The sequence below is a fragment of the Pirellulales bacterium genome (genome assembly GCA_035939775.1).
In the GTDB taxonomy this organism is placed as follows: domain Bacteria; phylum Planctomycetota; class Planctomycetia; order Pirellulales; family DATAWG01; genus DASZFO01.
The window spans coordinates 16203-42971 of the sequence record DASZFO010000353.1 but is presented as its reverse complement, the minus strand read 5'-3'; the positions used below and the strand labels follow the sequence as shown (position 1 = coordinate 42971).

Below are 26769 nucleotides of genomic sequence, written 5' to 3'. Positions count from 1 at the left end.
TCGACGTTTGGATTCTACTTCCGAATCAGCCGCCGCTGGGTAAAGCATTTGTAACGAGCGGCGAACGAGATTTCGTACGGAAAAACGTAGAATCGAGCGGCTCAATGCCCAGCCCGCCGTCGTTCAGCATCGGCCGCGAGCGCTCGGGCGAGAATTCGATCCGAGATATGGAAATTGGTTTGGCGCAGTTGAGCGATCGCTGTCGGCAGATCGAGTAAGTGCCGCTTTGCAGCCGCTTCCAGCACATTGATTGTGCCGGCAACCGACAAACCGAGCGCCTCAGCCATTCGACGGCCACGGCGGTCGTCCATCAGTAGCAAGGTGGCGTGCAACTCAGCGGCCAAGCTGATCGCTTCGGCCTCTCCCCTTCCAAGCCGAAGTTGCGGATCGACCGCGATGGGAGACCGAACAACAGGCCAAGCAGGAAGCCGGTCGATCCAACGACGGACGGGATCGGGGGCGCCCTGACGTTGACGTTCGGTTGGCACAGCCGTTGGAATCACGACTTCGCCAAAAAGAACTGGAAGAATATCAACCTGCCCGATCAAAACCAGATAATTGATGGGAGATGTGTCGGACAGAACGATCACGAGTTGAGGAGGCGATCAAGGGTTTCTCGATCGTGTTCGTAGTCTTCCAGCGAATAGGGAGCTTCGACGTGACTCGCTTTCATCAGTCCGTCGGCCTCGTATACGGAGATTCCAAGCACCTCCGCAACCTGACCGATGCTTAATCTCTCAGCCTGATACCAAGCGATCGCCAATGCTTCCTTCGCGGCATGAGCTAGATCGCCGCCGAATTGCAGTTCCAACGATTGTTGCACCGCATCGGGAATGTCGATCATGACCTTCATCAAAATGCCTCCGCACCCATTTAAGCCTACTTAGCCCAGAACCATTCCGTCAAGACAGACCCGATTTCCGGATTTACTGGCGCTCAAATCGTCAATCGCTGGCGGCGCGCTCATAAAGCGCCGCGCACGGTTCGAGCCGAGCACCCTGCTCGTCGGCGACGGCGATTTGCTTTGGTCCCCACATCGCTGCGCCGGCGTGGCGGCCGTCGGGGGTGAGAAGATAGAGTTGGACGTTAAAGTTGGGCCGCCCGTCGGCGTCGCGGCGATGCGATGGCGTGTGGGCGGCGACGCGGCGGAGGATTTCGAGCCCGGCCTCGTGCGGGGGCACTCCGCTACGCATTAGTTCAACGGCGGCGAAGCTCGACAGGTTTTGCAGATTCGCCTCACCCCAGCCGATGCTTCCGCACGAGCCGATCGCATTATCGACGTACAGCCCCGCGCCGAGAATCGGCGAATCGCCGACTCGACCCGCGAGCTTGAACGCATGGCCGCTGGTGCTCGTGGCGCAGGCCATGTCGCCGCGCGGGTCGATCGCCGCGAAATGGACCGTGCCGCCGGGGCCGTAGAAATGTTTGTCGAACCAGGTCTGCACATCAAGCTCGATTTCGTCCGGGCGCGGCGGCAGCCAGTCGCCCGAATTCGGGCGCGTTCGTCGCCAATGCAGCCACATCCGGCGAGCTTTATCCGTCAGCAGGTTTTCCTCGACGAAGCTATTGGCCAGCGCGAACCGCAGCGCGCCTTCACCGACCAACAATGCGCGGTCGGTTTGGCGCATCAAGAGCCGCGCGACTTGCGTCGGATGGCGAATGCCGCGCAGGGCCGCCACACCGGCGCCGCGATGGGTCGCACCATCCATCACGGCCGCATCGAGTTCAACGACGCCATCTTCGTTCGGCAGCCCGCCATATCCAACCGACATTTCTTCCGGGTCGTCTTCGACAAGTGTCGCCGCGGCCACACAGGCATCGAGCGGCGTGCTGCCGGCGGCCAGCAATTCATATGCCCGCACGGCGGCGCGAAGGCCATTATGAGATGCGATGACCTTCATCGCGTGATTTCCATATCGTGCTTTACCATCATCTCCACCAACTGCCGGAAATCGCAAATCGGCGACCAGCCCAATTCGGCTCGGGCCTTGCTCGCATCGCCTTGCAGATCGTTCACCTCGGCGGGCCGATAAAACTCCGGTCGCGAAACGACGTAATCTCGATAGTCGATCCCGACGCATTCAAACGCCAGCTTGCATAGGTCGCGGACCGAATGAGTTTGCCCCGTGGCGATCACGTAGTCGCCCGGCTGCTCTCGCTGGAGCATCCGATAAATGGCTCGCACGAAATCCTTGGCGTATCCCCAGTCGCGGCGGGCTTCGAGGTTCCCCAGCGGAAGCTCCTTGGCCAGCCCAAGCTTGATCCGCGCGACATGGGAGGTCACCTTGCGGGTGACGAATTCGAACCCTCGCCGCGGCGACTCATGATTGAAGAGAATCCCCGAGTTGACGAACATTCCATAGGCCTCGCGATAGTTGCGGGCCAGATGAAAGCCGGTCACCTTGGAAATGCCGTAGGGCGAGCGAGGGAAAAACGGCGTCCGCTCGGATTGCGGTGACTCCATCGGGTTGCCGAACATCTCGCTCGAAGCGGCGCAATAGACTTTGCACCGCGGCGCGCACTGGCGGACCGATTCCAGAATGAAATGCGTGCCGTCGATATTCGCCCGAAACGTCGAGAACGCATCCTCGAACGAATACGAAACGAAGCTCTGGGCGGCCAGATGATATAACTCGTCGGGTTGAATCTGCGAGACGGTCGTGTAGAGGCTGGCAAAGCTCTCGAGGCTGGCGGAATGCAGATGAATGCGGTCGAGGATGTGCGTGAGCCGAGATAACCGATGCGCCGGATCCTCGAGCGCCACCCGCCGCACCAGGCCATGCACCTCGTACCCTTCGTCGAGCAGTAATTCGGCAAGATAAGAGCCGTCCTGGCCGGTGATTCCAGTGATTAGGGCGCGCTTCATCGTTAGACCAGCCCCCATTTCTTGCGAAGATACCATTCGACGCTCAAAAGCGCTACCACGAATAGGAAGTAATACGGCTTATCCCAAGGCGTTTCCTTGATCTCGGTCGGAACTTCCAGATCTTTGGTCTGCTTCTTGAACCAGGCGCAGAGGTCGGTGAGTTCTTCCGGCGCCCAGGTGGCGCCGCCGGCGGCTTTCGTGAACGCGGCAAGGCTTCTCATCAAGCTCGGTCGCGGAGCGGGGTTTTCCATTTCGAGGTCTTGATCGTAGACGATGAACCGGCCTTTGGCCTCGCCCAGCTTTGCACCGCCGCGGGTTGCCGTAAGCAGGATCGTGTAGTCGCCAGGCAACTGGGTTTCCTTGAAGCTGCCAGTCATCTGGTCGCCCAGGCGGGCCAGATGGAGCGGGCGAGTTGTGCCGTCGGGCAGGACGGCGCTGGCCTCCAAGGTCGCATCGCGAATGGGCTCGCCTTGCGGCGAAGTCGCGCCGACGGTGAATTCCACCGGCCGCCGCGGGGTGAATTGTCGCTGCGCCAGCTTGATCCAGACGCCGGTCTTCTCGGCCTCATCTTTCTTCGCCAGCCAAAAGATCACTTGCCGCCAGAACTTCTTGTGCTCCTTCTCGAAGCCCTCCATATACCAATGCCAGGTGGAATCGCCGGCAAACGCCAACACTCGGCCCGCTCCCGCCTCCGCGGCGACCAACAGCGGCTGTCCGCCGGGAGACGTCACTGCCAGCGGCCTGGCCGTCGGTTTGAGCGCGCGAAATAAGTTCGCGCCATCCAAACCGGGAAGCTTCAGCCACGCTTCGCGATTCTTTTCCGGAATGTCGAGCTGCATGATCGAAACGTCGCCAAACTGTCGGCTCGGGACCATTTTCAGGCCGTGCTCTCGGTCAGTCGGCGCGATGTGCAGCTTTTCGCGGATCGGCTCGTCGAAGTTTTGGCGATCGAATCTGTCGAGATCGCCGGCTTCGACCGGCAGGACTTCACGCAGTTCCGTGTTCTGATAACCGCCGGCCCAGAAGCTGTGAAAACCGCCGAGCATGATCAGACCCGCGCCTCGTTCGACCGCTTCGCGCAGGCTTTTCAGGTCTTCGGGCCGGAACGCGGCGGAGTCGATGTCGCCAAGCATGTAGACGTCATAGCGGCCGTGCTTGAAAGCGTCAGAGAAATCAGCGGGCCATTTCTTACGGTTAAGATGATCCACGAATTCGAAATCCACTTTGATGTCGGGCGAGGCGTTGAGCGAACGACGGAGAAACCGCTGCTCGATCCGCGCCTCTCCTTCGATATACTTCACATTCAATCCCCCTTCGAACACCTTGACGATCGTGCTCTGCTCGTTGTTCGTCGTGTCTTGCTCTTTCTCTTGCGGATCGACGCGGAGCGTCAGCTTGTGCTCGCCGACGGTTTGCGGAATGTAACTGAACTTGACGGGCAACTCTTCACCGTCCTTGGCGGCCCTCACGACCTTGGTGCCGATCACTTGCAGCGGCTTGCCGGGCTCGACTTCGTATAGGGCTTGAACGGGAATGTCTTTATCTTGATAACCGCTGATTCGGACGGTTCCGCCGATAATCAGCTCGTTCTTCACGAACACGGTCGGATTGACATCGAGGGCTGTAACTGCCACGTCGCGGCGCTGGTTCTGCGAGGTTTCCTGCCCAAATGTGATCGTGAACAGCGGAACGCCCATATCGCCGAGTTGGCGGGCGGGGGTTTGCGGCGCGGCGTCGCGGGGCTCGAGCGCGTTTTGCCCCCCGTCGCTGAGCAGCACCATGCCGGCCAATCGGTGCCCCGTCTCCTTTCGGAGGGCATCGTTCATCGCGGCGCCGATAGCCGTTTGCGGGCCATCGGCCGTGACGCCTAGGTCGAATTGGCGATCCATCACATCGAGCGGAGCGAATTCGGAATCGAAAGTGTAGAACTTCACGTCGAGGTCGTCATTCAGGTCGCGAAATGCCGGGAGCGCTTTGTTCACTTCATCCCGTAGCCGTTGCCAGCGAGTCGCGCCATTAAGTTCATCCGCGACCGACATGCTCCGGGAGCGATCGACCAGCACGATCAAAGTGGCGCGATGCCGCTTCATCTTGGTGAACACATACGTCGGCCGCAACATGCCGCCGATCACGGCGAGAAAAATGGCCACGCGCAGGGCGATGAGCGTCGCCCTGCGGCGACTAGTCAGCTTGCGGAGGTCGGAACTCGCCAGCATCAGCAGCACGAGGAACAAAGCCGCGACGCCGACGACCGGCGCGTAGCCCCCGACCGGATTGATGTGCCAGCCGTTCATTTCGCCGCGGTGATCTGAATGCGGAAGTTCGAGGGAAGCATTACGAGTTGGCTAGCAAAATCAGGCGTTCATTTTGCCGCGGGCACCGTTTCGATCTGGGTAGGCGGGAGCGGTACGACGGCGGGCGACAGCGAGTCAACGTGCCTCGGGCGGAATTCCGGCAGCGGCGCCCGGCGGTAAAACCGATTGGCCAGAAGATGTTCCGCTCCGAGAACCAGCGCGACAAGGACAATCAGCAGCGGATACAATTCCCGCCCGATCCGGCCGGCGCTCACGTTGCGATCAATCTCCTCGCGGCCGTGAGCCAATCGGAATCGGCCAACGCCCAATAGGGCGGTCAACTCGTCGGGTTTGATGCGCGCGAGGCTCGTCGCGGCGGCGGGAATGTTCGCGCTGAAACCGCGGCGGACGCCCCCGACCGTTCCGCCCGACTGCACGGAGTAGTTTCCCGGCGTGGCGGTGGCGGTGTCGGGCACGGAAAGCGCGCCCTTCTTTTGATCGGCGGCGATCTTGATCCCTTCGTCGGCTTGCTCCAGATTGGCCACGATGAAGCTCGATTGCATTTGGTCCTGGTCGAGCCGCAACATGGCTCGGTCGCCGGCCGCATAGTTCAGCCGCTCCTCACCGCTGCCGACGAGATACAGCGCCAGATCGTTCAATAACGTGAAGTACGGCAATCCGATATCCAAGGTGTTCCATGCATTCGGATCGGAGGCTGAAACCGACATCGGCGTCGTCCATGTCAACACGCGACCTTTCCCGGCCACTGATTCCAGCAGCGCCGCGTCGCCGTTGCTGTAATGCACCACGGTGCTCGCGGATTTGCTGAGGTCGCTGAACACCCAGTGCCGCAAGACCGGATAGTGATTCCAGGGCACCGTCCGTTCGATGCGGCGAAAGCGGGCCATGATCGGGTGCTGCAAGTCCTCGCTGCGCGGGGAGAGAAAGAGCGTTGGCTTATCCCATTCGGCCTCCGAAACGGGCGCTGCAGAGGGAGCAATCCTCGCTAGCTTGCCGGGCAACAGCGCGAGCGCCGCCGGATCGTTGAACGATTCGAGCGGCTGGGCGTTGTGACCAAGCCAGATTCCCAGCCCGCCGCCGTCCTCGACATACGATCTCAACCGCTGCCACACCGCCGGGTCCAGCGGCGTCGGATCGAGAAGGCAGACGGCTGAGTAGGTCTCCAAATTCTTGTCGAGCAGCTTGTCGAATGGAATGGTTTCGCATTCAAACCTTGCCCTGCCCGTTTGACGATACAGGACCGGCGCGAGCGACTCGGTGAAGATGATCGCGTTTCGCTCAGCCGGCGGCGGCGCAGCGACCAGCACGCGAAACGCCGGCCGAATCTCAAACGTAAAATAACGAATGTCATCGGCCGCGAGATTGTCCTCCCCCATGATCCGAACGTAGCCTTGGTGCGTGCCGATCCCTTCGTTCGCCAAGGTAAAGTCGATCGGCGCGGGCGGGCCCGCGTGCCAATGGAGCGTCTTTTGGCCACGAACTCGCGGAGTCGGTGGGCTGGTTTTCGCGTCGAGAACATAGAGGGCCACGTCGCGGTCTTCGTCCGGTCCAAGTCGAATCGCTTCGGTCTCAATCTGAATCTGGCCACTCTTGGCCACGACCTCGGGTATGATCTTTACGTCGCCCAGGGCGAAATCGCGCGGCTCGGCAATTCCGACATCGACGACGTAAATGCCGATCTCGGTCGCCGTCTCGAGCACGCTTTTAAGTTGCCCATTGGGATCGGCGGGCCACGCCCCCGCGGCCAGATCGGTGAAGACGTAAATCTCCTTTCGTTGCCGGTCTTTCTTGTTAAGCAGCAGGATGGCTCGGTTGACGACCTGTGCCAGCGGCGTCGCGCTGCCGGCCGACTTAAGTTTCGAGACGCGCTGTTCGGCCGCCCCGAGATCGACCGAGAACTCGCCGCTCGGCTCTTCGGAAGTGAGCACGGCCACATCGCTTTCGGGCGGCAATTGCGTGAGCAGCCAGCGGGCCGTATCTTCGGCCGCCTGAAGGCGCGTGCGGTTCTCCTCGCGGTAGTCCATGCGGGGCGAGGTGTCGAAAATGAGCGCTGCCGCGACCGGCGCTTCCTGGCTCCCCAGCGCGCCCGCCATTTTGACGCTCGGCCTCGCCAGCGCAGCAGCCAAGAGCACGATTGCCGCGCAGCGCAAAATCAATAAGAGCAGGTGCCGCAGCCGCAATTGGCGGCGATTGGCCTGTTCGCGCTGCTGCAAAAATCGGACTGCGGGAAAGATCAGCCGCTTGGGCACCTGCCGCATCACGAGATGCAATACGATCGGCACTGCCACGAGCGCGATCCCTGTCAGAATCAGCGGCGTTACAAAGCTCAAGCCCATTTCGATTCACTTCCAAAAGCTAAACCGCCAAGAGGCCAAGATCGCCAAGAAGCAGCAAGAAAGCCGCCCTTGGATTCTGTATCACCATGTTTTCTTGGCGTTCTTGGCGCCTTGGCGGTTTATCTCCGGTCTTCGTCTCAGTATCTCGCTCGCCGGCTCAACAAGTATTCGGTTAGCGCCTTATCGAACTGCATGCTCGTGTCGAGACCGACGTAGTCGATGCCGCTTTGGAAACATTGGCGGCGATAATGGTCGCAAAACTTTCCGACCTCCGTTTGGTAGTCGGCGCGAAAGTCGTTCGCGTCGACCTGGATCTTGTCGCTCGTCTCCGGCTCCTCGAATTCTATCACGCCTTCGAATGGAAAGTGGACCTCCGCCTCGTCGAGGATATGGAATAGGATCACGTCGTGCCCGCCGTGCCGCAAGCGCCGCAGCGATTGCAACACTCCCTCCGGCTCGGCGAACAGGTCGCTGAAGATCATCACCAGGCTGCGGTGCTTGAGCATGGCCGCGATCTGGTGCAGGCTCTTGGCGATGTCCGTCTTGCCGGTCGGCTTGAGGTTCGCCAACAGGGAGAGCACCTGCCCCAACTGCGTCCGTTTCGAGCGGGCCGGCAGGCTTTGGCGGATCGCCTCGTCGAACGTGATCAGCCCGACCGGGTCCTGCTGGTGAACCATCAAGTAGCAGAGCGCCGCGGCGAGGCAGATGCCATACTCGAACTTGGTCAGCTCCTGCCGATACGTGTAGCCCATCGACCGGCTGAGGTCCATCACCAGGTAGCCGGTGATATTGGTCTCGGCCTCGAATTTCTTGATGTAGTATTTGTCGGTCTTCGCATAAACGAGCCAGTCGATATCGGCCGGATCGTCGCCGGGGGTGTACTTGCGATGCTCGCTGAATTCGACTGAAAAGCCTTGAAACGGGCTGGAGTGCAACCCCTGCAAAAAGCCCTTCACGATAAACTGGGCGCGCAAATCCAGCCGCGAAATCTGCCGGATCACCTCCGGCCGCAAGTATTTTTCGACGGTGGACATGGCCGGTTCACCGTGCGAATTTCGGGATTTCCGGCGTCGGCACCTCTGCGACTAAGCGGCGGATCACGCCTTCGCTGGTCATGCCTTCCGCCTGGGCTTGGAAGTTGGTGCTGATCCGGTGGCGGAGCACGGGGACGGCGATCTTCTGGACGTCGGCGATGGCGACTGAGAACCGCCCTTCCATTGCCGCGAGCGCCTTGCCTCCTTGAATCAGGAACTGTCCCGCTCGCGGCCCCGCGCCCCAATCCACTAGATCGCGAACGAAGGCCGGCGCCGTGTCATCCTTGGGACGTGTCGCGCGCACGAGCCGAGCCACGTACTTCACGATGTACTCGCTCACCGCCACCGAGCCGACCAACTTTTGCAGATTCACGATCGCGCGGCCGGAGAGCACTTTCCGGACGTCCGGCTTTTCATTGCGAGTGGTGGCGCTCAAAATCTGCTCTTCTTCGGCGGCCGATGGATAATCCACCTTGATGTTGAACATGAACCGGTCCAACTGCGCCTCGGGCAGCGGATAGGTTCCTTCCTGCTCGATCGGATTCTGCGTGGCGATCGTGAAGAACGGATCAGGGAGCGCATAGGTCGTCTGCCCGACCGAAACCTCGCGTTCCTGCATCGCCTGCAAGAGCGCGGCCTGAGTCTTTGGCGGCGTGCGGTTGATTTCGTCGGCCAGCAGGATATTGGTAAAGATCGGTCCCTCGACGAAGCGGAAATTCCGCCGCCCGTTCTCGTCTTCCTCCAGCACATTCGTCCCCGTGATGTCGGAGGGCATCAGGTCCGGCGTGAACTGAATCCGCTTGAAGCTGATGTCGAGGATTCGGGCCAACGTGCTGACCATCAGCGTTTTGGCCAGCCCAGGCACGCCTTCGAGCAGGCAGTGGCCCCGGGTGAAAATCGCGGCAAACAACTGCTCGATCACGTCGGATTGCCCGATGATGATCTTCTGCAATTCGTCCTGCATCAATTGTCGATGCTGGCTGAATTCCTGGAGGACATCTCCGAGACTACGGGGCTTCGTGGCCAACGCGGATCCTTGCAAGGAAAGAGGAATTGAATCTCAGCTCAAGCTCGAGATTTCAGGTCCTTAGGATGCCTAGCAAATCCGGCTGGGCGAAGGGGACAGTCCCCGTTTTGCTTCGCCGACTTCGCAAAAGGGGGACAGTCCCCACCGAACTTGTTAGGCGTTCTAAATCTGAAATCCGCGCCCGGAACCGCGAAAAGCGCCCGACGCAGGGCGGATCGCTCCAAAAAACACTATCTTATAGGTAGGCGCCGGAGCCAGCAACTTGCGGCCCGTCGCGTTGCCATCGTAAGTCCAGGCCCCTAAAATCGTTGAGACCGGAAGCCATCTCAAATCCGCCTGAGACTATCCCCATTTTATGCAGACGTCGGACTAAAATGGGAATCGTCGGATCGTTCCGTTTTCCTAGCGCTAGTTTCCGTTCCAAACCCACTCCGGGAGTCGCGCCATGGGCCGGCCAATGCTTGCAGGCATCATTTTGGCTAGCGTGGCTTTTGCACCGCTCCAATCGGTCCGCTCGGCCGATAACGACATCGACGCCGATCAAGTCCGCCAGTCGATTGAACGAGGCGTCGCCTATCTCAAACGAAGCCAGGACCACGGCATCTGGCCCGACCACGGCGGCCAGATCGGCGGCGTCACGGCACTCTGCACGCTTGCGCTGATCAATTGCGGGGTGCCAATCGAGGATGAAGTAATTCAACACTCGCTCACGTATCTGCGCACCCTCAAGCCGAGCACCACCTATGCTACGTCGCTGCAGACCATGGTGTTCTGTCTGGCCGAGCCACAGAAGGACCTCTTGGCGATCCAGCGCAATGCCAAATGGCTCGAAGAAACCCAGATTCAGGATGGCCCGCGACGCGGCTCCTGGGCCTATCCGGGTCTAAGCGGCGGGGGAGACAATTCCAACAGCCAATTCGCGCTCTTGGGCCTGTATGAGGCGGAACGGGTCGGAGTGCATGTCCAGGATCGGACGTGGGAGATGACGCTCAATTATTGGAAGAGCGCCCAGAACGCCAGCGATGGCTCATTCGGCTACTACAAAGCCCAAAACGGCATGGAAGCCCCCGGCACCGGAAGCATGACTTCCGCGGGAATCTCGTCGCTCGTGATCGCCTCGGGGCGAACGGCGGCCGGCGATGCCGAGGCCGATGGCGATCGCGTGCAGTGTTGCGGTAATCAGGCTGGCGACGACTCGGCCGAGCGCGTCAATCGCGCGCTCCGCTGGCTGGGGCGCGTCTTCTCCGTGCAGCAGAATCCGCAACGTGACAACACGTTCGGGCCGCGGGGCAGCGGGCAATGGCACTACTACTTCCTGTATGGCATTGAACGGGTCGGGCGGATCACAGCGCGACGGTTCATCGGCGATCACGACTGGTATCGCGAAGGCGCCGCCTATCTATGCAGCCCGAACGTTCAGCAAATCGACGGCCGCTGGCAGGGAACCCCCCACAGCGAAGACGATCCAAACATCGCCACGAGCTTCGCCCTCTTATTTCTCGGCAAAGGCCGGCGGCCGATCCTGATCTCCAAGCTGCAACATGGCCCGGGCAACGATTGGAACCATCATCGAAACGATGTCGCCGATCTGACGGGCTACGTCGAAACCAAATGGAAGCGCGAGTTCCCGCTCGGCATGTCGTGGCAGGTGGTCGATATCAGCAAGGCCTCGGTCGAGGATTTGCTGCAATCGCCGGTGCTTTTCATCAACGGCAGCGAGGCGCCTGAGATCGACGATCGACAGGGGCAAAATCTGCGTGAATATGTCGATCGCGGCGGCTTCATCTTCGCCGAGGCTTGCTGCCAGAATAGCGAGGGCTTCGATCGCGGCTTCCGCGAAATGGTGAAGAAGATTTTCCCGCCGGAATACAAGCTGAAGCTGTTGCCACCCGAGCATCCCGTCTGGCGCGCGGAAGAGCCGGTGCCGCCCGACAAACAGCGGACGCTCCTGGGGATCGACTACGGCTGCCGGACCAGCGTGATCTATTGCCCGCCGCCGGGACCGAACGATCCGCCGAATGGCTTGTCGTGCTATTGGGAGTTGTCGTCCTGGCGCGAGCCGAAGTATCGTCCGTCGGTGACGGCGCAGATCGCCGCCGCCAATTCGATCGGCGTCAACGTGCTCGCCTATGCGACCAATCGCGAGTTGAAGAGCAAGGAGCAGAACTTCGATTTGACCAAGTCGAAGGATGCCCAGGACGAATTCTCCCGCGGCAAGCTCTATATTGCCAAGCTGCGCCATTCGGGCGGCTGCGACACGGCCCCGGCCGCCCTGCCGCACCTCTTGGAAGCGGCGAACCGCGAGTTGCAGATGCGCGTGAGCACCGAGCAGCGGCTGATCGACCTCACCGATCCGTCGCTCTTCAAATACCACTTGGTCTTCATGCACGGCCGGCGGAGCTTCAGCTTCAGCCCGGCCGAGCGCGACAAGCTCCGCACCTTTCTCAAGCGCGGCGGCACGCTGATGGCCGATTCGATCTGCGCGAATCCGGAGTTCACAGAATCCTTCCGCCGGGAGATGCAGGCCATATTCGCCGGCGACACCGACGCCGCCGCCTCCGGCAGCTCCGGCAATGCGGCTGGCAGCACCAGCGGTTCGGCTGGCAGCGCCAGCACACCCGCGTTAGCCGGTTCGCTTGCGAACCGAACCCCGCAACCACTCACGCCAATCCCATCCAAAGACCCACTCTTCAGCCCGGATTTCGGCGGCTACAACCTTTCGACCGTCTCACTCCGCGTGCCCGGCGGCGGCAATAGCGGAAAACTCGAAGGCACTATCCGCAAAATCGAGCCGGAACTCGAAGGAATCAAACTCGGCGACCGCTGGGCCGTGATCTTCTCGAAATTCGACCTGAGCTGCGCTCTCGAAAAACACGACTCACTCGAATGCGAAGGCTACACCCGCGACGACGCCGAACGCATCGGCCTCAACGTGCTGCTCTACTCGCTGCACCAGTAGAGTAGCAGGCACTCTCCGCCGTGCCATCCGCCGTGTGCCGCATGTACTCCCCACACTCCGTCGTGAGGAAATGTCGTCACGGCGATGCGCGATGACAACGCTGGCGACACGATCCGGAGAATGGCCGCGCAAACGCTTTGCAGATAGCAACTTGAAACCGTTCGCTGTCGCTAGAATCTGCCTTGACCGCAGCCGTTGATCGCCCCTATAATCCGGCCCGCTTTTCTGGCCCAAGTCTGTTCACGGCAAGAGCTTTCGTCTCTTCATTTCGCGTCGCGACGCTTCTGTAGGTCGGTTGACCGAACTCAAGGCGTCGAAAAGGATGTTCCCGCTGCGCTCCGTTCATCATGCGGAGATCGGTCGTACGCGCTTCACCGCGCTCCCGCGCTGTGGAATGGCTCGCGCTGCGCTAATCGCGATTGCCGTTTGTTTCTTCGCGCTTCGCTCGGCGCACGGCCAAGAAGACGTGCCGCAGGCCGATCCGCATGAGCCGATCAAGGTGACTGCCGATCGCGCCAATCGTTGGACGGAAGGCGTCTACGACGTTTGGTATCTCGAAGGGAACTGCTCGATCACGCAGGGTGCAACGCACGCCAGCGGCGCTGCGGCCGTGTTGTGGATCGAGCATGGCGGCCGGCTCGGCTATCCGCCGAACAGAGTGATCGCTTACCTCGAAGGAAACGTCGCCGTCGAATCGCTGCCGACCGCCGGTGCTTTGAATGCCTCGGGCCGATTCGACGCCAGTCAGCAGCCGCTCGGTCCGGACAACGACCGATGGCTAGCTCGGCTCTCTTCGACCAGCCTGCCGATCATCCAGGCGCCGAATCCTGGGCCCGAGTTGAATCCCAAGCCGCCCGCCTATCAAAACGCGGTGGCGGCTCGAAATCCTCCGCACCGCAGCGCCGTCACTCGGACGCAGTTCAACGAGTTCGGCGCGCCCCCGTCAAATGCCGCGATGCCGATCGGCACGCGCCGAATCCGCATCTTCCCGCGCGGCGACGTCGGCTCGAATATTCAAGCAGCGCCCAGTTCCGCGGGTAACGAGACCGTGGCGATTGGCACTTCCGGGTTCAATATCATTGTTGACGGGCTGAAAGAATTCGGCTCGGTCGATGTCTCGACCGACCGGGTCGTCATCTGGACCACCGGCGTTCAGCGACCGGGCGCGGGGGGCGAAACCCTCCAGAGCGACGACACGCCGCTGGAAATCTACATGGAAGGCAATGTCGTCTTTCGGCAAGGGAATCGGATCATCCAAGCTCCCGCAATGTACTACGATGTGCGCCAAAAGATCGGCGTCGTGCTCAACGCCGAGGTGCTCACGCCGCTGCCCAGCCCGACCTATCCGGGGCTCGTGCGGTTGCGGGCCAATGTGCTGCGGCAGGTTGACGAAGACCGCTTCGTGGCCGAAGGGGCAAGCTTCACGACCAGCCGCTTCGGCGACCCGACTTATGAAATGCGGGCCGGGCAGGTCGTGTTCGAGGACTCGCAACACCCTGAGATCAACCTGTTCACCGGCGCCCCGGAGGTCGATCCCCGCACGGGCGAGCCGCGGATCGAAAACGAGGAGCGGCTGACCGCCTACAACGACGTCTTTTACTTCGAGGATTTCCCGGTCTTTTATTGGCCCGTTTTTTCGGGCGATCTCGAGCGCGGCTCTTTCTACCTCAACAAGCTCGAAATCAAGACCGACGCCGTCTTCGGCACGCAGATCGACTCGGAATTCGACATGTATCAACTCCTCGGCTTTCGCAATCCGCCGAAGGGGACGACTTGGGATGCGGAACTTAACTATTACAGCAAGCGCGGCTTTGCCAGCGGATCGGAATTTCACTACAACCTCGACCATCTACTCGGTATCCCCGGCAAGACGACCGGCTACTACGATTCGTGGTTCATCAACGATCACGGAGTCGATAATCTGGGTCTCGATCGCCGGGCGATCGTTCCCGAGGATGGCAACGTTCGTGGGCGGATTCTGGCTCAGCATCGGCAGCAGTTGCCGAACGATTGGCAGGTGACGGCTGAGTTCGGATTTCAGAGCGATCGCAATTTTCTCGAAGAATACTATCTCCGCGAATTCGACACGCTCAAAGACCAAACGACCGATATCGAGCTGCGCCGCAATTACGACAACGCATCGTTCACGCTCACGGGGGCGTTTCGCCTCAACCAGTTCTATACCGAGACGCAATGGCTCCCGCGGCTCGATCATTTCTGGCTCGGCCAACCGCTGGCGGAGGACGTGCTCACATGGTACGAGCACACCAACATCGGCTACGCCAATCAAAACGAAGCGAGCAAGCCGACCGACGCGACCGACGCCTCCAAATTCACCTATCTCCCCTGGGAGTCGCCCGGACTGAACGGGCAGCGACTCGCCTCGCGGCAGGAAGTGGATTGGCCCGTGCAGCTTGGGGCGGTCAAGGTCGTGCCTTATGCCCTAGGCGAAGTGGCCAACTGGGGCGAGGACCTGCAACACGACGACTTCAACCGCGCGTATGGCATTGTCGGGCTGCGGGCCAGCTTGCCGTTTTGGGCCGTCGATCCGACGATCCAGAGCGATCTGTTCAACGTGCATGGAGTGGCCCACAAGATCGACCTGTCAGCCGACTTCTCGCTGCAACAAGCCACCAGCAATCTCTCGAATCTTCCGCTCTACGACCAGATCGAGGACGAATCAATCCAACACTTCGAGCGCAGATTCGCTTTCAACACCTATGGTATCCCGGTTGGAGTCGGGCTGCCGGGGGGGATGCCGGAATTCCCGATCAAGTACGATCCGCGCTACTATTTGCTCCGCCGCGGCTCGGGCGAATGGGTCACGGGACCGACCGAAATCGCCGGCGACTTGACCGTGGTCCGCTTGGACGCCGATCAGCGCTGGCAGACAAAACGCGGCCCACCCGGCGATCAGCACATCATCGATTGGATCACGCTCGACACCGAGGCGGAAATCTATCCCGACTCGAAACAGAATTTCGGCTCGACGATGGGCCTGGTGGATTACGACTTTCATTGGTACGTCGGCGATCGGGTGACGCTCGTCTCGAGCGGGGCGGCCGATTTCTTCAGCGGCGGGCAGGAGGAAATCTCGTTCGGCGCGTATCTCAACCGCCCGCCGCGCGGCAATATCTACGTCGGCTACTACTCGCTTAACGGCGACATCCGCTCGAACGTGATCGCCACCGCCTTTACCTACCGCATGACGCCGAAATGGGCGGCCACCTTCGGCACCACGTTCGACATTTCTCCAGCAGTCAACATCGGCCAAAGCTTCACGATCACGCGGATCGGCGAATCGTTCCTTACCACGGTCGGCGTGACGGTCGATGCCAGCCGGGGCACGGTCGGCGCCAACCTGATGATCGAACCGCGGGCGCTCGGCCGAGAACGGCTCGTCCGCGCCCGCGGCCTCGAGATCCCGCCGGCGGGCGTGTATGGCCTGGAGTGACTTCGGGTGCCATTGCTGGCTCGTCCAGCAGTGCTGACTCACTGGGTCTTGCTTGCAGTCTCGAATTCCAACAAACTCAAGCAAGGGAGTTGTCGTACTCAGCATCGTTCCAACGTTGGAATTGACGGAGCTTCCTCGATCAAGCCCTCGACAACGTGTGTCACTGCTGGGCAAGCCGGCAGTGGCACCCGATCGCCGCGGTCCACCGTCCGTTCTATGAACTATTTCGCTCACGGCCGCGATCACGTTGACGATCCCTACTTCCTCGCCGGCACGGCGGTGCCCGATTGGCTGTCGGTGGTGGATCGGAAGGTGCGGGCGCGGTCGCAGCGCGCCGCGCCGCTCATGGAGGACTCCGATCCGCGCATGGCCGCGGTGGCGCGCGGAATCGTGCGGCATCATCGGGATGACGCTTGGTTTCACGAAACCCGGGCCTTTGGCGAACTCTGCTGGCGGTTTACCGCCGCCGTGCGTGACGCCTTGGCCCTCGACGACAGCCTGCGTCCTAGTTTTCTAGGGCATATTCTCGTCGAGTTGCTGCTGGACGACACGCTTATTCACCGCGATCCCGTTCGACTGAATCGATATTATCGAGCGATGGCGTCGGTCGAGCCGGCCGTGGTCGAGCAAGTCGTGAACCGCATTTCGCCGCGACCCACCGACCGGCTTGGGTATTTCATCTCTCTTTTTTGTCGCGAGCGGTTCTTGTGGGACTATTCCGAGGATGGCAAACTACTGTTTCGCTTGAATCAGGTCATGGATCGAGTCGGCCTGCAGCCGCTGCCGATCGAGTTTCAACAAGTCTTGCCAGACGCCCGCAAACAAGTGGCCGAGCGCGCCGACGAGTTGTTGACGGCAAACGACAAACAGACTGCATGAACAGCTTTAGCCTTTTGGAGATCCCGCCATGAAATTCGGCATGAACCTTCTGCTCTGGACCGATCGCCTGCACGACGGCATGTTGCCGGTGCTGGAGCGCATCAAGAAATTGGGCTACGACGGGGTCGAGATTCCGCTGTTTGATCTCGGCCTCGACTACGCCGCCTGGGGTAAGCGGTTCGACGACCTGGGCCTCGAGCGCACAGCGGTCACGGTCCGCGGGCCGGCAGACAATCCAATCAGCCCCGACGCGACGGTTCGCGCTGCGGGCGTAGCCAGCACCAAGCGCACGCTCGACTGCTGCCAGGCAGCCGGTTGTCAGACATTGGTCGGGCCGTATCACTCAGCGATCGGCGAATTCAGCGGCAGCGGACCTACGGCGGACGAACGGAATTGGGGCGTCGAAAGTATGCGGCACGTGGCCGAACATGCGGGGAAGGTCGGCGTGAAGCTGGCTGTCGAATACCTCAACCGTTTCGAGATTTACCTGCTTAACTCAGCCGCCGACACGGCCCGCTTCTGCAAGGAGGTAGATCATCCAAACTGCCGGATGATGTATGACACGTTCCACGCCAATATCGAAGAGAAAAACGTCGCCGACGCGATCCGCACGGCCGCTCCATTGCTGACGCACGTCCATATTTCCGAAAACGATCGGAGTACGCCGGGCGTTGGCGGCATTCCCTGGTCCGCGACGTTCGACGCGCTCAAGCAGATCGGCTATCAAGGCTGGCTGGTGGTCGAAGCCTTCGGCGTGGCCCTGCCGGCGCTCGTCGCGGCGACGAAAATCTGGCGGCGGATGTTCGAGAGCGAAGACCAACTCGCCCGCGACGCCCTGGCCTTCATGAAACGCGAGGTCGCCAAGCGGTGGTAGGCCGGAATTAGTGAGCGACCCGTGGTGCGCGGGTGCCACTGCTGGCTTATCCAGCAGTGAAGCACTTGAACGAAGGCTTGCATGATGTCTTCCCAAATCCATCCAAAGGGTCTTTATGCAGCTACCGAAGGATCATCGAAAAACCGTGCGAGACTACGACAATCCGAGCGATTGTCACGAATTGACCTTCTCCTGCTACAAGCGGCTGCCATTGCTCACGAACGATGTACTTTGCGTCCTAGCCGTCGACTGGCGATGGTTGGGTGCTCGCCACGATCAATGTTCGGCCGAGATTTCCGATCCGAAATTGCCCAGACTTGATCCGTTGCCGGCTGAGTTTCTGGCGAACGCCGACATTTGATCGTCAATTGGGAATATGGATTTGTTGGTTGTTCAACGTGCAAGCCAAGGGCGTTTGACGGCACTGCTGGACAAGCCAGCAGTGGCACCCGACATCAATGTTGTCACCTCAGGCCGTTCGGTATTGTCGGTTATCAACCGGCCGTTCTATAGTGGCGCGTAGTGACTGAACCCCGCGCATCAAACGACGAATCGTGCGCCGAGATTCTCGGGCTGGACTCATTTCGCCAGCCGCTCGAGGAAGGCTTGTCGTTGGACAAGCTCAACCGGGCATTTGCATCGATGCTGGGAACCGGTGAGGATCCCTATTCCGTGCCGAGGGATCCGGATGACGACCCAATCCGGACGGCGATTGCCGTCGAGGTGCGGGAAGCGGCGGGGTCTCGCGACCGATCGGCGGGCGACACAGCGTGCGAAATCAATCCGCGGACCATCCTCGAAGCGATGATGTTCGTCGGCACACCTGGCAATCAATCCCTCGCCGCCCAGCAAATCGCAGGGTTGATGCGCGGCGTGCGTCCGACCGAGATCGACGAACTCGTCAAGGAATTGAATGAAGCTTATGCTGGCGACCGCCGGCCCTATCGAATTGCCAGTCAAGGCGCCGGCTATCGGCTGGTTCTCCGCGAGGAATTCGAGCCGATTCGCGATAGGCTCCAAGGGCGGATCAAAGAGGCCCGGCTTTCTCCCGCCGCCATCGAAGTCCTCGCAGTGATCGCGTATAACGAGCCACTGTCGGCCGACGAGGTCAATCACTTGCGAGGCACCTCGAGCGGACCGATCTTAGCCCAACTGGTTCGCCGCCGATTGGTCCGTATCGAACGGCCCGACGAGGGGCCTCGGGCGCCGCGCTACTTGACGACCGAACGGTTTCTCAAGCTATTCGGCATTCAGGGCCTCGCCGAATTGCCGCGCAGCTTGGACCTCGATCGACAATAACCATTCAAGCCAGGATCGCCGGCTGGCAATTCCGGACCACCGGGCGCGGCAACTTGCTGATTTCGGCCTCGGGGTACGACGCGAATGCCTCCTTGGTTTGATAACGTACACATCCGACGACTACCCAGCGGCTCAGAGTCCGTTTGGTGTCAAATGACGTAACATTCACAACTGCAATTGTTTACGTCAATCGTATCAAGCCCGATGTACGGGCGATCGGGGCCATGATACAATCAGACACGTGAACTGCGGACTAAACGGGCGTGGAATCGCTTGTCCGTCGTTCATAGCCGGGCAAAGTGCCGCGGCCCCCATTCGATTTCGGGCATCTCGAAATCAGCAACTCCGCTCGAGCGCAGAAGGCGACGGCGGGATCGCATCTACTATTTGTGACTGCATCCAACGTGGTCGAACAAGTTGATGGTTGTCGGCTTCGAGGCTCGCGCTTCATCGAATTGCGGGCTTCCTCGCCGGTGATTTTGCCGTCTCTGTTGCTCTGCGATTTCGGTCATTTGGCCGATGAGATCGCCCGTCTGGAGGCGGCCGGCGTCCACGCACTTCATCTGGACGTGATGGACGGTCATTTCGTGCCGAATTTGACCTACGGCCCGATGATTGTCGAGGCAGTGCGGAAATACACCAGCCTGCCGATCGAAGCCCATTTGATGATATCCAATCCGACTGAGTACATTCGCCAGTTTCACGACGCCGGGGCGGACCATTTGACGATCCACTTCGAGGCGGTCGCCGATCCGCGGCCAGTTTTGGAGCAGATACATGGCCAGGGCTGCACTGCCGGATTGGCGATCAATCCCCCAACGCCCGTCTCGGCGATCGAAGGGGTCGTCGATCTCTGCGATAGCATTCTTGTGATGAGCGTCATGCCGGGCTTTGGCGCTCAGAAATTCGATCCGCGAGTGCTGGAAAAGCTCAAACAATTGAGCAATCGTCCAGGTTCTCAGCCGTTGCTCGGGATCGACGGCGGCATCCATGAATCGACGATTGGCGCCGCGGCGGCAGCCGGTGCGCAACTATTTGCAGTGGGCTCGGCGATATTTGCGCCGGATTCGGACTACGTCCATACCTTGGCCGAATTGACCCGTTTGGCTCGCGAGGAACTCGTCCGTTGATTACGTCAGCTTTGGAAGTTGGGATGACTTTTGTGGACAACGAGAAATCTATGGTTCAGATCGTGCTAATTCGTCCCGGTTCGACCGACTACGACGTTCAAGGCCGGATTCAGGGGAACTTGGACATTCCACTCAACGATGACGGGCGGAATCAAGCTCTTTCGGCCATCGACTGCCTGAAGGGCCGATCGCTGACGGCGCTATATTCATGTGCCTGCCAGGCGGCCCAGGAGACGGCCGAATTGATCGGCGCGGCGCTCAAGCTCAAGCCCAAAATATTCGAACGGCTGGAAAACCTCGATCACGGCTTATGGCAGGGGATGTTGATCGACGATGTGAAACGCAAGCAGCCGAAGGTCTACAAGCAGTGGCAGGATCATCCGGAAAACGTTTGCCCGCCGGAGGGCGAAATGCTGGCCGTGGTGGCCGAACGAGCCGACGCGATGCTCGACAAGCTGCTTCGCAAGCATCGCTTTGGCACGATCGCTCTGGTCGCTCCCGAGCCGCTGGCCAGCGTCATTCGCTGCCGCATCTTGGGGAGCGAAGTGGGCGATCTGTGGAAGGCCGCCAACGGTTGCAGCCGGCTCGAAGTGTTTGAGGTTCAGCCGCGAGTGCGGCGATCACAGTCGGCTGGCTTCGAGATTCGCGCGACCGATGAGGCGTCGCCGGCCGATGCCGGAGGGGCGATCGCCGCCAAGCCGAAGTGACATTCGCCATGTAGTCAGTAGCTGGATTCGCAACACTTCAGGTGATTTCGCGAAGGATCCCGAGCGACTTAGGCGGTGATGGAGTTCATGCGGATTCCGCTCCATCGCGGTCGTCTGATCAAAGCCGGAGGCCGAGTGTTATGGCCGTTGGAAAGATCGAACCCGCCGTCGAGCAATCGAGCATGAAACGCCCGCATTGGAAAAAGCGCGGCGTGCCGGAGGGTCTGTGGCAGCTCTGCCCCGGCTGCCAGCAGATGATCTACCGCAAGGAGGCGGAAAAGCGGCTCGGGACCTGCCCCAAATGCGAATTCCATTGGTACGTTTCGGCCAAGGATCGCATTCAACAGGTGCTCGACGACGGGACATTTGAGGAGTGGTCCGCCGATCTGGAGCCGACCGATCCGCTCAATTTCGCCGATAAAAAACCCTATGCCGAGCGGCTCAAGGCCGAACAGAAGCGGACCGGCCTGCGCGACGCGGCGCTCGTTGGCGGCGGGATGATCCGCGCCCGCCGCGTGGCTTTCGGCGTGACCGACTCGGCCTTTATCATGGGAAGCATGGGCTCCGTCGTCGGCGAAAAACTCACCCGGCTCACCGAACGGGCCACCGAAGAGAGGCTGCCGCTCATCATCGTCAGCGGCTCCGGCGGCGGCGCCAGGATGCACGAAGGCATCCTGTCACTGATGCAAATGGCCAAGGTCTCCGCTGCCTTGGCCCGTTACAGCGAAAGTGGCGGGCTGTTCATTTCGGTGCTCACCAATCCGACGATGGGGGGCGTGGCCGCCAGCTTCGCTTCTTTAGGCGATCTGGTGTTCGCCGAACCCAAGGCCCTGATCGGCTTCGCCGGCCCGCGGACCATCAAAGCCACGATCCGCATCGAATTGCCCAAGGGCTTTCAAACCAGCGAATTCCTGCTCGAGCACGGTTTCATCGACCGCATCGTCCGCCGCTTCGATCTAAAGAGCGAGATCGCTCGGGCGATCGACTATTGCGGGATGTGACGCTTCGTCGGTTGCCATTCGCCGGCGGTGACTTTAGAGTAGAATTGGCTGCGGTGCGGCTTTTTTTCCGATGCTGCGCCTTGGAATCCACCGGCTGGTCGTCCATGTATGGCGCTAGCCGGCGGTCGTCGGATTGCGTCATTGCGTGCGCGTCGCGAGGCCGAGACTCGCGGAAAGTAGATTCCCAAGCAAAGCCGGGTTAATACACCACACACAGAAAGGCGCCGCGATCGAGAATGGGCCTGCTGGGAAACCTCAAATCGCTGTTCGGCTCGAAGACCAATATCACCACGCGGTTTGAGTTGCTGCGCGAGGCGATCACGGGCACGATGTCCACGTTTTATATGGCCCGCGACCGGCAGACGGGGCAGGTCGTTGGGCTGAAGATATTGGACTTGGAGAAGCACATCGCGTACGAGGCCCGCTTCAAGGGATTGAAGAAGCCTGGCGAGGGGGAAATCGGGATGGCGATCCACCATCCGAACATCATGAAGACACTCGAATTCGGCACGAGCACCGATGGGTTGCAATTCATCGTCGTCGAATTCATTCAAGGACCGGGGTTGCACTCGGTGTTGGTCTCCAAAGATCGGCGGCTCGAAGGGCGGCGCGTCAAGCTGCTGCGGCAGGCAGCCGAGGCGCTCAAGGCGGTCCACGACACCGGCTACATCCACCACGACGTCTGCCCGCGGAATTTCGTCTGCTCGCACGACCTGGAAACGATCAAGCTCATCGATTTCGGGCTGACGATCCCCGCCACCCCCGAGTTCATGCAGCCGGGCAATCGCACCGGGACGGCCAACTACATGGCGCCGGAAGTGGTCCGGCGGCGAGCCAAGGACTGGCGGATCGATGTGTTCTCGTTCGGTGCGATGGCTTACGAGATGCTCACGTTCAAGCTGCCCTGGGAACGCGGGCACGGACAGGCGGCCTTGCAACACGATCCGACGATCGACGTGCTGTCGGAAAGGCCGCAGACGAATCGCCGGCTGGCCGAGGTGGTCGCACGCTGCCTGGCTCCCGACCCGGAGCAGCGGGTGTACTCGTTCGACCAGTTTCTCTTGATGACGGCGAAGCTCAAGACGGAAGACGATCCGGGGTAGCCCGACCCGGGCAGCGTCGGCCACGTGGCCAAGGCTACCGGCGTCGGGCTACGAGAGTGTCGCCGTCGTCACCCATCGTTCGAACTCAGCCGTTGAGTGCCGGCGGCCCGTTCAACTCCGGCAAGGCAGCGGCCGGCGCGCCGCGCGTTTCCAATTCCTCTCGCAACACGATCATATCGGCCGGGGCTTCGATCCCCAGCCGCACTTTATCACCGGAGACGCGGACCACGGTCACGACGATCGAGTCGCCCACTTTGATTCGCTCACTCTGCTTGCGGGACAAAACCAACATGAAGGCACCTCCGTATGCGATAGGATAGTATATTTATGTATAGTACTCCTGAACGCCTGTCAAGACGTCTTTGGAAGCTCTTCCGCGAGCGGTTCGACGAGCTGGATCTTTTGCAATCGCTCGCCGGTCGACCCGTAAAACAAGACTGTGTTGCGTTCGGTTTCCCAAACCGCCGTGAATTTGACCGCCCTCGGGCCGTGCAGACAAAACAAGATTCCGCACGGTTGATCCCCACGGAGCAACAGACGCTCCGTCATCCGAAACGCACCGATTACGAGTTGATGTTGATAGCAGAGGGTCTTATTAACGAAATCTCTCAAGTTGTCCAAGTTCTTTATATTCTGGGCTCGCGCCATCATTGCGGGGTAAATCTCCTCGCTGGGCACGGAAGATAGAGAGCATGAAGATGTCCGTGCGGGCCAGAAAAGATAGGGTAACTGCCAATAGATTTAGCTATCGGCAATTTGGAATGGCTGACTTCGGCGTCCGCCGCAGGAATCTAATGAATGTCGCGCGAGCAATCGAAGAGATCGGGCGGTGCAAACTGATGCGTTGACATCAACGATTGTGATGCTATGATGCAATTATGAGAACGACTGTGCGAATTGACGACGATTTGCTTCGCGAACTCAAGAGCCGGGCCATCGCTGAAAAAGTTCCCATCACCAAGCTGATAAATCAAGCCATCCGCCAGGGAATGGCCAGCCGCGGTGTGAGGCATGTGCGCTACCGCGAGCGGGTGTTTTCCTTGGGCGCGCCATTCGCCAATCTCGACAAAGCGCTGGCGTTGGCCGCCGCCGATGAAGATGAGCACGCCGTGCGTAAACTGGCGGCCCGCAAATGAAGCTCATCGATCTGAACGTATTGCTGTATGCCGTGAATCGGGATGCCGCGCAACATGCTCGCGTGCGAGGCTGGTGGGAGGAGGCGCTTGGCAGCGGCGAGCCCATCGGTCTCGCGTGGGTTGTTATCCTTGGATTTCTGCGCTTGGCAACCAATCCGCGGGTGTTTCCCAGCCCGCTAACTTCCGGCGAGGCGCTCGATCGCGTCGAAACGTGGCTTGCGCATCCCAATACGCGACTGGTCACCGAAACGGACGAGCAATGGCATATTCTGCGCGACTTGCTTCGAGAGACCGGCACGGCGGGCAATCTGACGACGGATGCCCATCTCGCGTCCATCGCCATCGCGCTCGGGGCAACGCTTGCGTCGTGTGACGGCGATTTCGCGCGCTTCCCTCGCGTGCGCTGGGAAAACCCGGCGGCAGCTTCGTGAAGCCCGTCTCGGCAATTGCAACTCGTTTCGTTTTAGGCGAAGATAGTTAGCGGTGTCAGCACAATCCCTGCCACGACGCACCCGCCCGCAGCACCCGCCCAGCCAAGGAGATTCAACGATGAGTTCATCCCGACTTTCGCGACGCGAAGCCCTCAAATACTCGGCTGTCGGCGCGGCAGGAGCCATCGCTCTGCCCCATCTGATTTCCTCGACCGCGCTCGGCGCCGACGAAAAGCCGAGCGCCAATGACCGCGTGATCGTCGGCTTTATCGGAACTGGACATCGGGCGAGGCAGTTGATCGATCAACTCCCGCCGCCGGGGCATATCGTCGCGGTCGCCGATTGCTACATCAAGCGGGCTCACGAAGCCGTGGCGGAAAAGAAAGCCGATTGGAAAGTGTATCAAGATTATCGCGAGATGCTCGACAAGGAGAAGCTCGACGCGGTGGTCGTCGCCACGCCCGACCACGCGCGCGCCGGAATCGCCATTCATGCTTGCCAGGCCAGCAAGGACGTGTATGCCGAAAAACCGCTCACGGCCTACATCGCCGAAGGCCGTGCACTCGTCAACGCGGCCCGCAAGGATCAGCGAGTTTTTCAGGTCGGCAGCCAGCAGAGAACGATGGAGCGGAACCGGGTGGCTTGCGAATTCGTTCGCAACGGCGGCTTGGGCAAGCTCATCGTCGTGCAAGGCCTGGCCTACGGCGGCCCGAAACGCTACTCCGGTTTGCCAGAAGAGGCGGTCCCCGAAGGAGACAACTGGGACGCCTGGTGTGGTCCGACCGAGTTGCGACCCTTCAATTCGCAACTGCAATTCAGTTGGATGCAGTGGCGCGATTACTCCGGCGGCGACATGACCAACTGGGGCGCCCACGGCGTCGATCAGATTCAATGGGCTCTCGGCGCGAGCGAGACAGGACCGGTTGAGATTTGGCCGGTCACGTCCGGACCGAATGGCAAGGTCTCGATGCGCTATGCCAACGGCGTCGAGGTGCGGATGGAACTCAGTCGCCCTCGCGGTCCCGAAGGGGGCGCGATTTTTACCGGTGAGCATGGCAAAATCGAGATCAATCGCAATAAATTCACCAGCAATCCTCCCGACCTTATCAAGAACGCGCCGCCGCCGCCAACGGCCGAGGAATTGGCCGACCGCGGCTGGGTCGCCCGGCCGCACCTTCAGAATTGGCTCGATTGCATCAAGACCCGAGCGAAGCCGAACGCCGACGTCGAGATCGGGCATCGCTCGATCAGCGTTTGCCACCTGCTCAATATCGCCCGCGAAGTCGGCCGCAAGCTCCGCTGGGATCCCGACAAGGAGCAGTTCCTCGACGACGCCGAGGCCAACACCTACGTCTCTCGCCCGCGCCGCAAAGGCTACGAACTGCCGGAGATAGCCTGACCAAGTCACGAAACGGCGACGCTCATCGTCAGCGACGTGGCCAGCCCTCAATGAGCGTAAACGCAACCGCATATGCGACGAAGATGCCGGCGCCCCCGGCGGCTCCCGCCGCTATCGAAGTCCGCCAGCCACCGCGCTTGACGAAGATCGCCAACAGACCGAGCAGCACGGCGATGGCAAATTCGCCGAGGATAATGTACCACGGAGTGCCTGAGATCATTCGGCAGCCCGAGTATTGCCACCAGTGGGTTCGTCTGGCCATCTCTTCGTAGAACGGAATGTTGATCGCCCCGAGGATTCCGTTGAGAAGCAATCCGCTTGCGCCGAACCGCTCCCAAAGCCGCAGGCCGACATAGCCGAACTGGACCGATACGACTTCCCAAGCCGCGGGCATCCAGACGGGCGATCGCCAGAGCATCGGCCCGCCACCGATCGAATAATCCAGCGTGCCCGTGATGCCGACGAGCCAGGCATCGGCAACGAGTTCGACGACTCCGGCGGAAAGTCCGAAGACGATGAGCCGCGCCATGAGGACGTCGCGGTACCGCAGCATGAAGCCCAGTAGCAGCGCGTTGTCGATCAGATTCAGCGCCAACGCCGTCCGCCAACCCGACCACGGCGCAAACACCAAGAGCGATACGGCAACGACATTGATGCCAATCGTCGCCAGGATGACGAACAGTCTGCATCGGCTGAGGTCGGAATCTCCCACGCGAAGATTATAGCGGCGATTCGCAGAATTCTGCTTGACCAACTTGGAACTTCGCGTCCAATAAATAGGAATTCGATGCATCGCAACGATTGCACTTGGTGGTCGAT

Annotated in this window: 23 protein-coding genes; 13 read left to right on the top strand and 10 right to left on the bottom strand. The window is 60.5% G+C overall.

Annotated elements, in window-relative coordinates; all coding sequences use genetic code 11:
- Nucleotides 1–101 precede the first annotated feature (101 nt).
- From VGY55_22875 to VGY55_22840, 8 genes are all read right to left on the bottom strand, one after another.
- Nucleotides 102–590, bottom strand: a complete 489-nt coding sequence (locus tag VGY55_22875) for a DUF3368 domain-containing protein (protein HEV2972830.1) — start codon at nt 588–590, stop codon at nt 102–104.
- Complete coding sequence (locus tag VGY55_22870; protein ID HEV2972829.1) at nt 587–853, bottom strand: UPF0175 family protein; 267 nt, start codon at nt 851–853, stop codon at nt 587–589. The genes VGY55_22875 and VGY55_22870 overlap by 4 nt, the downstream gene beginning before the upstream one ends.
- A 91-nt stretch (nt 854–944) precedes the next feature.
- Nucleotides 945–1901, bottom strand: coding sequence for a N(4)-(beta-N-acetylglucosaminyl)-L-asparaginase (locus tag VGY55_22865; GenBank protein HEV2972828.1), 957 nt, complete (start codon nt 1899–1901; stop codon nt 945–947).
- Nucleotides 1898–2902 carry a GDP-mannose 4,6-dehydratase gene (locus VGY55_22860; protein ID HEV2972827.1) on the bottom strand — a complete coding sequence of 335 codons (1005 nt, stop codon included), beginning with the start codon at nt 2900–2902 and terminating at the stop codon, nt 1898–1900. The genes VGY55_22865 and VGY55_22860 overlap by 4 nt, the downstream gene beginning before the upstream one ends.
- Nucleotides 2869–5160 (bottom strand): hypothetical protein, encoded by a 2292-nt coding sequence (locus VGY55_22855; protein ID HEV2972826.1) that lies wholly within the window; start codon nt 5158–5160, stop codon nt 2869–2871. The genes VGY55_22860 and VGY55_22855 overlap by 34 nt, the downstream gene beginning before the upstream one ends.
- A gap of 68 nt (nt 5161–5228) precedes the next feature.
- Nucleotides 5229–7517: a BatA domain-containing protein gene (locus VGY55_22850; GenBank protein ID HEV2972825.1), complete on the bottom strand. Its 2289-nt coding sequence runs from the start codon at nt 7515–7517 to the stop codon at nt 5229–5231.
- Between the two features lie 137 nt (nt 7518–7654).
- Nucleotides 7655–8551: a DUF58 domain-containing protein gene (locus VGY55_22845; GenBank protein ID HEV2972824.1), complete on the bottom strand. Its 897-nt coding sequence runs from the start codon at nt 8549–8551 to the stop codon at nt 7655–7657.
- A gap of 7 nt (nt 8552–8558) precedes the next feature.
- A complete protein-coding gene (locus VGY55_22840) occupies nt 8559–9515 on the bottom strand; it encodes a MoxR family ATPase (protein HEV2972823.1) in 957 nt (318 codons plus the stop codon).
- 508 nt (nt 9516–10023) lie between these two features.
- Here VGY55_22840 and VGY55_22835 point away from each other — a divergent pair.
- From VGY55_22835 to VGY55_22790, 10 genes are all read left to right on the top strand, one after another.
- Complete coding sequence (locus VGY55_22835) at nt 10024–12537, top strand: DUF4159 domain-containing protein (protein HEV2972822.1); 2514 nt, start codon at nt 10024–10026, stop codon at nt 12535–12537.
- Nucleotides 12538–12931: 394 nt separating this feature from the next.
- Entirely contained in the window at nt 12932–15991 is a 3060-nt protein-coding gene (gene lptD, locus VGY55_22830; protein HEV2972821.1) for an LPS assembly protein LptD, read from the top strand.
- Between the two features lie 216 nt (nt 15992–16207).
- Nucleotides 16208–16870: a hypothetical protein gene (locus tag VGY55_22825; GenBank protein HEV2972820.1), complete on the top strand. Its 663-nt coding sequence runs from the start codon at nt 16208–16210 to the stop codon at nt 16868–16870.
- Nucleotides 16871–16898: 28 nt separating this feature from the next.
- Nucleotides 16899–17744 (top strand): sugar phosphate isomerase/epimerase, encoded by an 846-nt coding sequence (locus tag VGY55_22820; protein ID HEV2972819.1) that lies wholly within the window; start codon nt 16899–16901, stop codon nt 17742–17744.
- Between the two features lie 115 nt (nt 17745–17859).
- Nucleotides 17860–18105, top strand: coding sequence for a hypothetical protein (locus tag VGY55_22815; GenBank protein ID HEV2972818.1), 246 nt, complete (start codon nt 17860–17862; stop codon nt 18103–18105).
- A 161-nt stretch (nt 18106–18266) separates the two neighbouring features.
- Nucleotides 18267–19043: an SMC-Scp complex subunit ScpB gene (locus VGY55_22810; GenBank protein HEV2972817.1), complete on the top strand. Its 777-nt coding sequence runs from the start codon at nt 18267–18269 to the stop codon at nt 19041–19043.
- A gap of 299 nt (nt 19044–19342) precedes the next feature.
- A complete protein-coding gene (rpe, locus tag VGY55_22805) occupies nt 19343–20173 on the top strand; it encodes a ribulose-phosphate 3-epimerase (protein ID HEV2972816.1) in 831 nt (276 codons plus the stop codon).
- Between the two features lie 50 nt (nt 20174–20223).
- On the top strand, nt 20224–20880 hold the full coding sequence (locus VGY55_22800; protein HEV2972815.1) for a histidine phosphatase family protein: 657 nt from the start codon (nt 20224–20226) through the stop codon (nt 20878–20880).
- A 140-nt stretch (nt 20881–21020) separates the two neighbouring features.
- Nucleotides 21021–21881, top strand: coding sequence for an acetyl-CoA carboxylase, carboxyltransferase subunit beta (accD, locus tag VGY55_22795; protein ID HEV2972814.1), 861 nt, complete (start codon nt 21021–21023; stop codon nt 21879–21881).
- A gap of 236 nt (nt 21882–22117) precedes the next feature.
- On the top strand, nt 22118–22984 hold the full coding sequence (locus tag VGY55_22790) for a serine/threonine-protein kinase (GenBank protein HEV2972813.1): 867 nt from the start codon (nt 22118–22120) through the stop codon (nt 22982–22984).
- 85 nt (nt 22985–23069) lie between these two features.
- On the opposite strand, the gene VGY55_22785 is transcribed toward VGY55_22790, so the two are convergent.
- Nucleotides 23070–23276 (bottom strand): carbon storage regulator, encoded by a 207-nt coding sequence (locus VGY55_22785; protein ID HEV2972812.1) that lies wholly within the window; start codon nt 23274–23276, stop codon nt 23070–23072.
- A 586-nt stretch (nt 23277–23862) separates the two neighbouring features.
- On the opposite strand from VGY55_22785, the gene VGY55_22780 reads away from it, so the two are divergent.
- The 3 genes from VGY55_22780 (at nt 23863) to VGY55_22770 (ending at nt 25950) form a co-directional block, all read left to right on the top strand.
- Nucleotides 23863–24120: a ribbon-helix-helix protein, CopG family gene (locus VGY55_22780; GenBank protein HEV2972811.1), complete on the top strand. Its 258-nt coding sequence runs from the start codon at nt 23863–23865 to the stop codon at nt 24118–24120.
- Nucleotides 24117–24551 (top strand): type II toxin-antitoxin system VapC family toxin, encoded by a 435-nt coding sequence (locus VGY55_22775; GenBank protein ID HEV2972810.1) that lies wholly within the window; start codon nt 24117–24119, stop codon nt 24549–24551. The genes VGY55_22780 and VGY55_22775 overlap by 4 nt, the downstream gene beginning before the upstream one ends.
- 118 nt (nt 24552–24669) lie before the next feature.
- Nucleotides 24670–25950: a Gfo/Idh/MocA family oxidoreductase gene (locus VGY55_22770; protein HEV2972809.1), complete on the top strand. Its 1281-nt coding sequence runs from the start codon at nt 24670–24672 to the stop codon at nt 25948–25950.
- Between the two features lie 28 nt (nt 25951–25978).
- Here the strand turns inward: VGY55_22770 and VGY55_22765 are convergent, their stop codons facing one another.
- Entirely contained in the window at nt 25979–26743 is a 765-nt protein-coding gene (locus VGY55_22765; GenBank protein HEV2972808.1) for a hypothetical protein, read from the bottom strand.
- Nucleotides 26744–26769 lie beyond the last annotated feature (26 nt).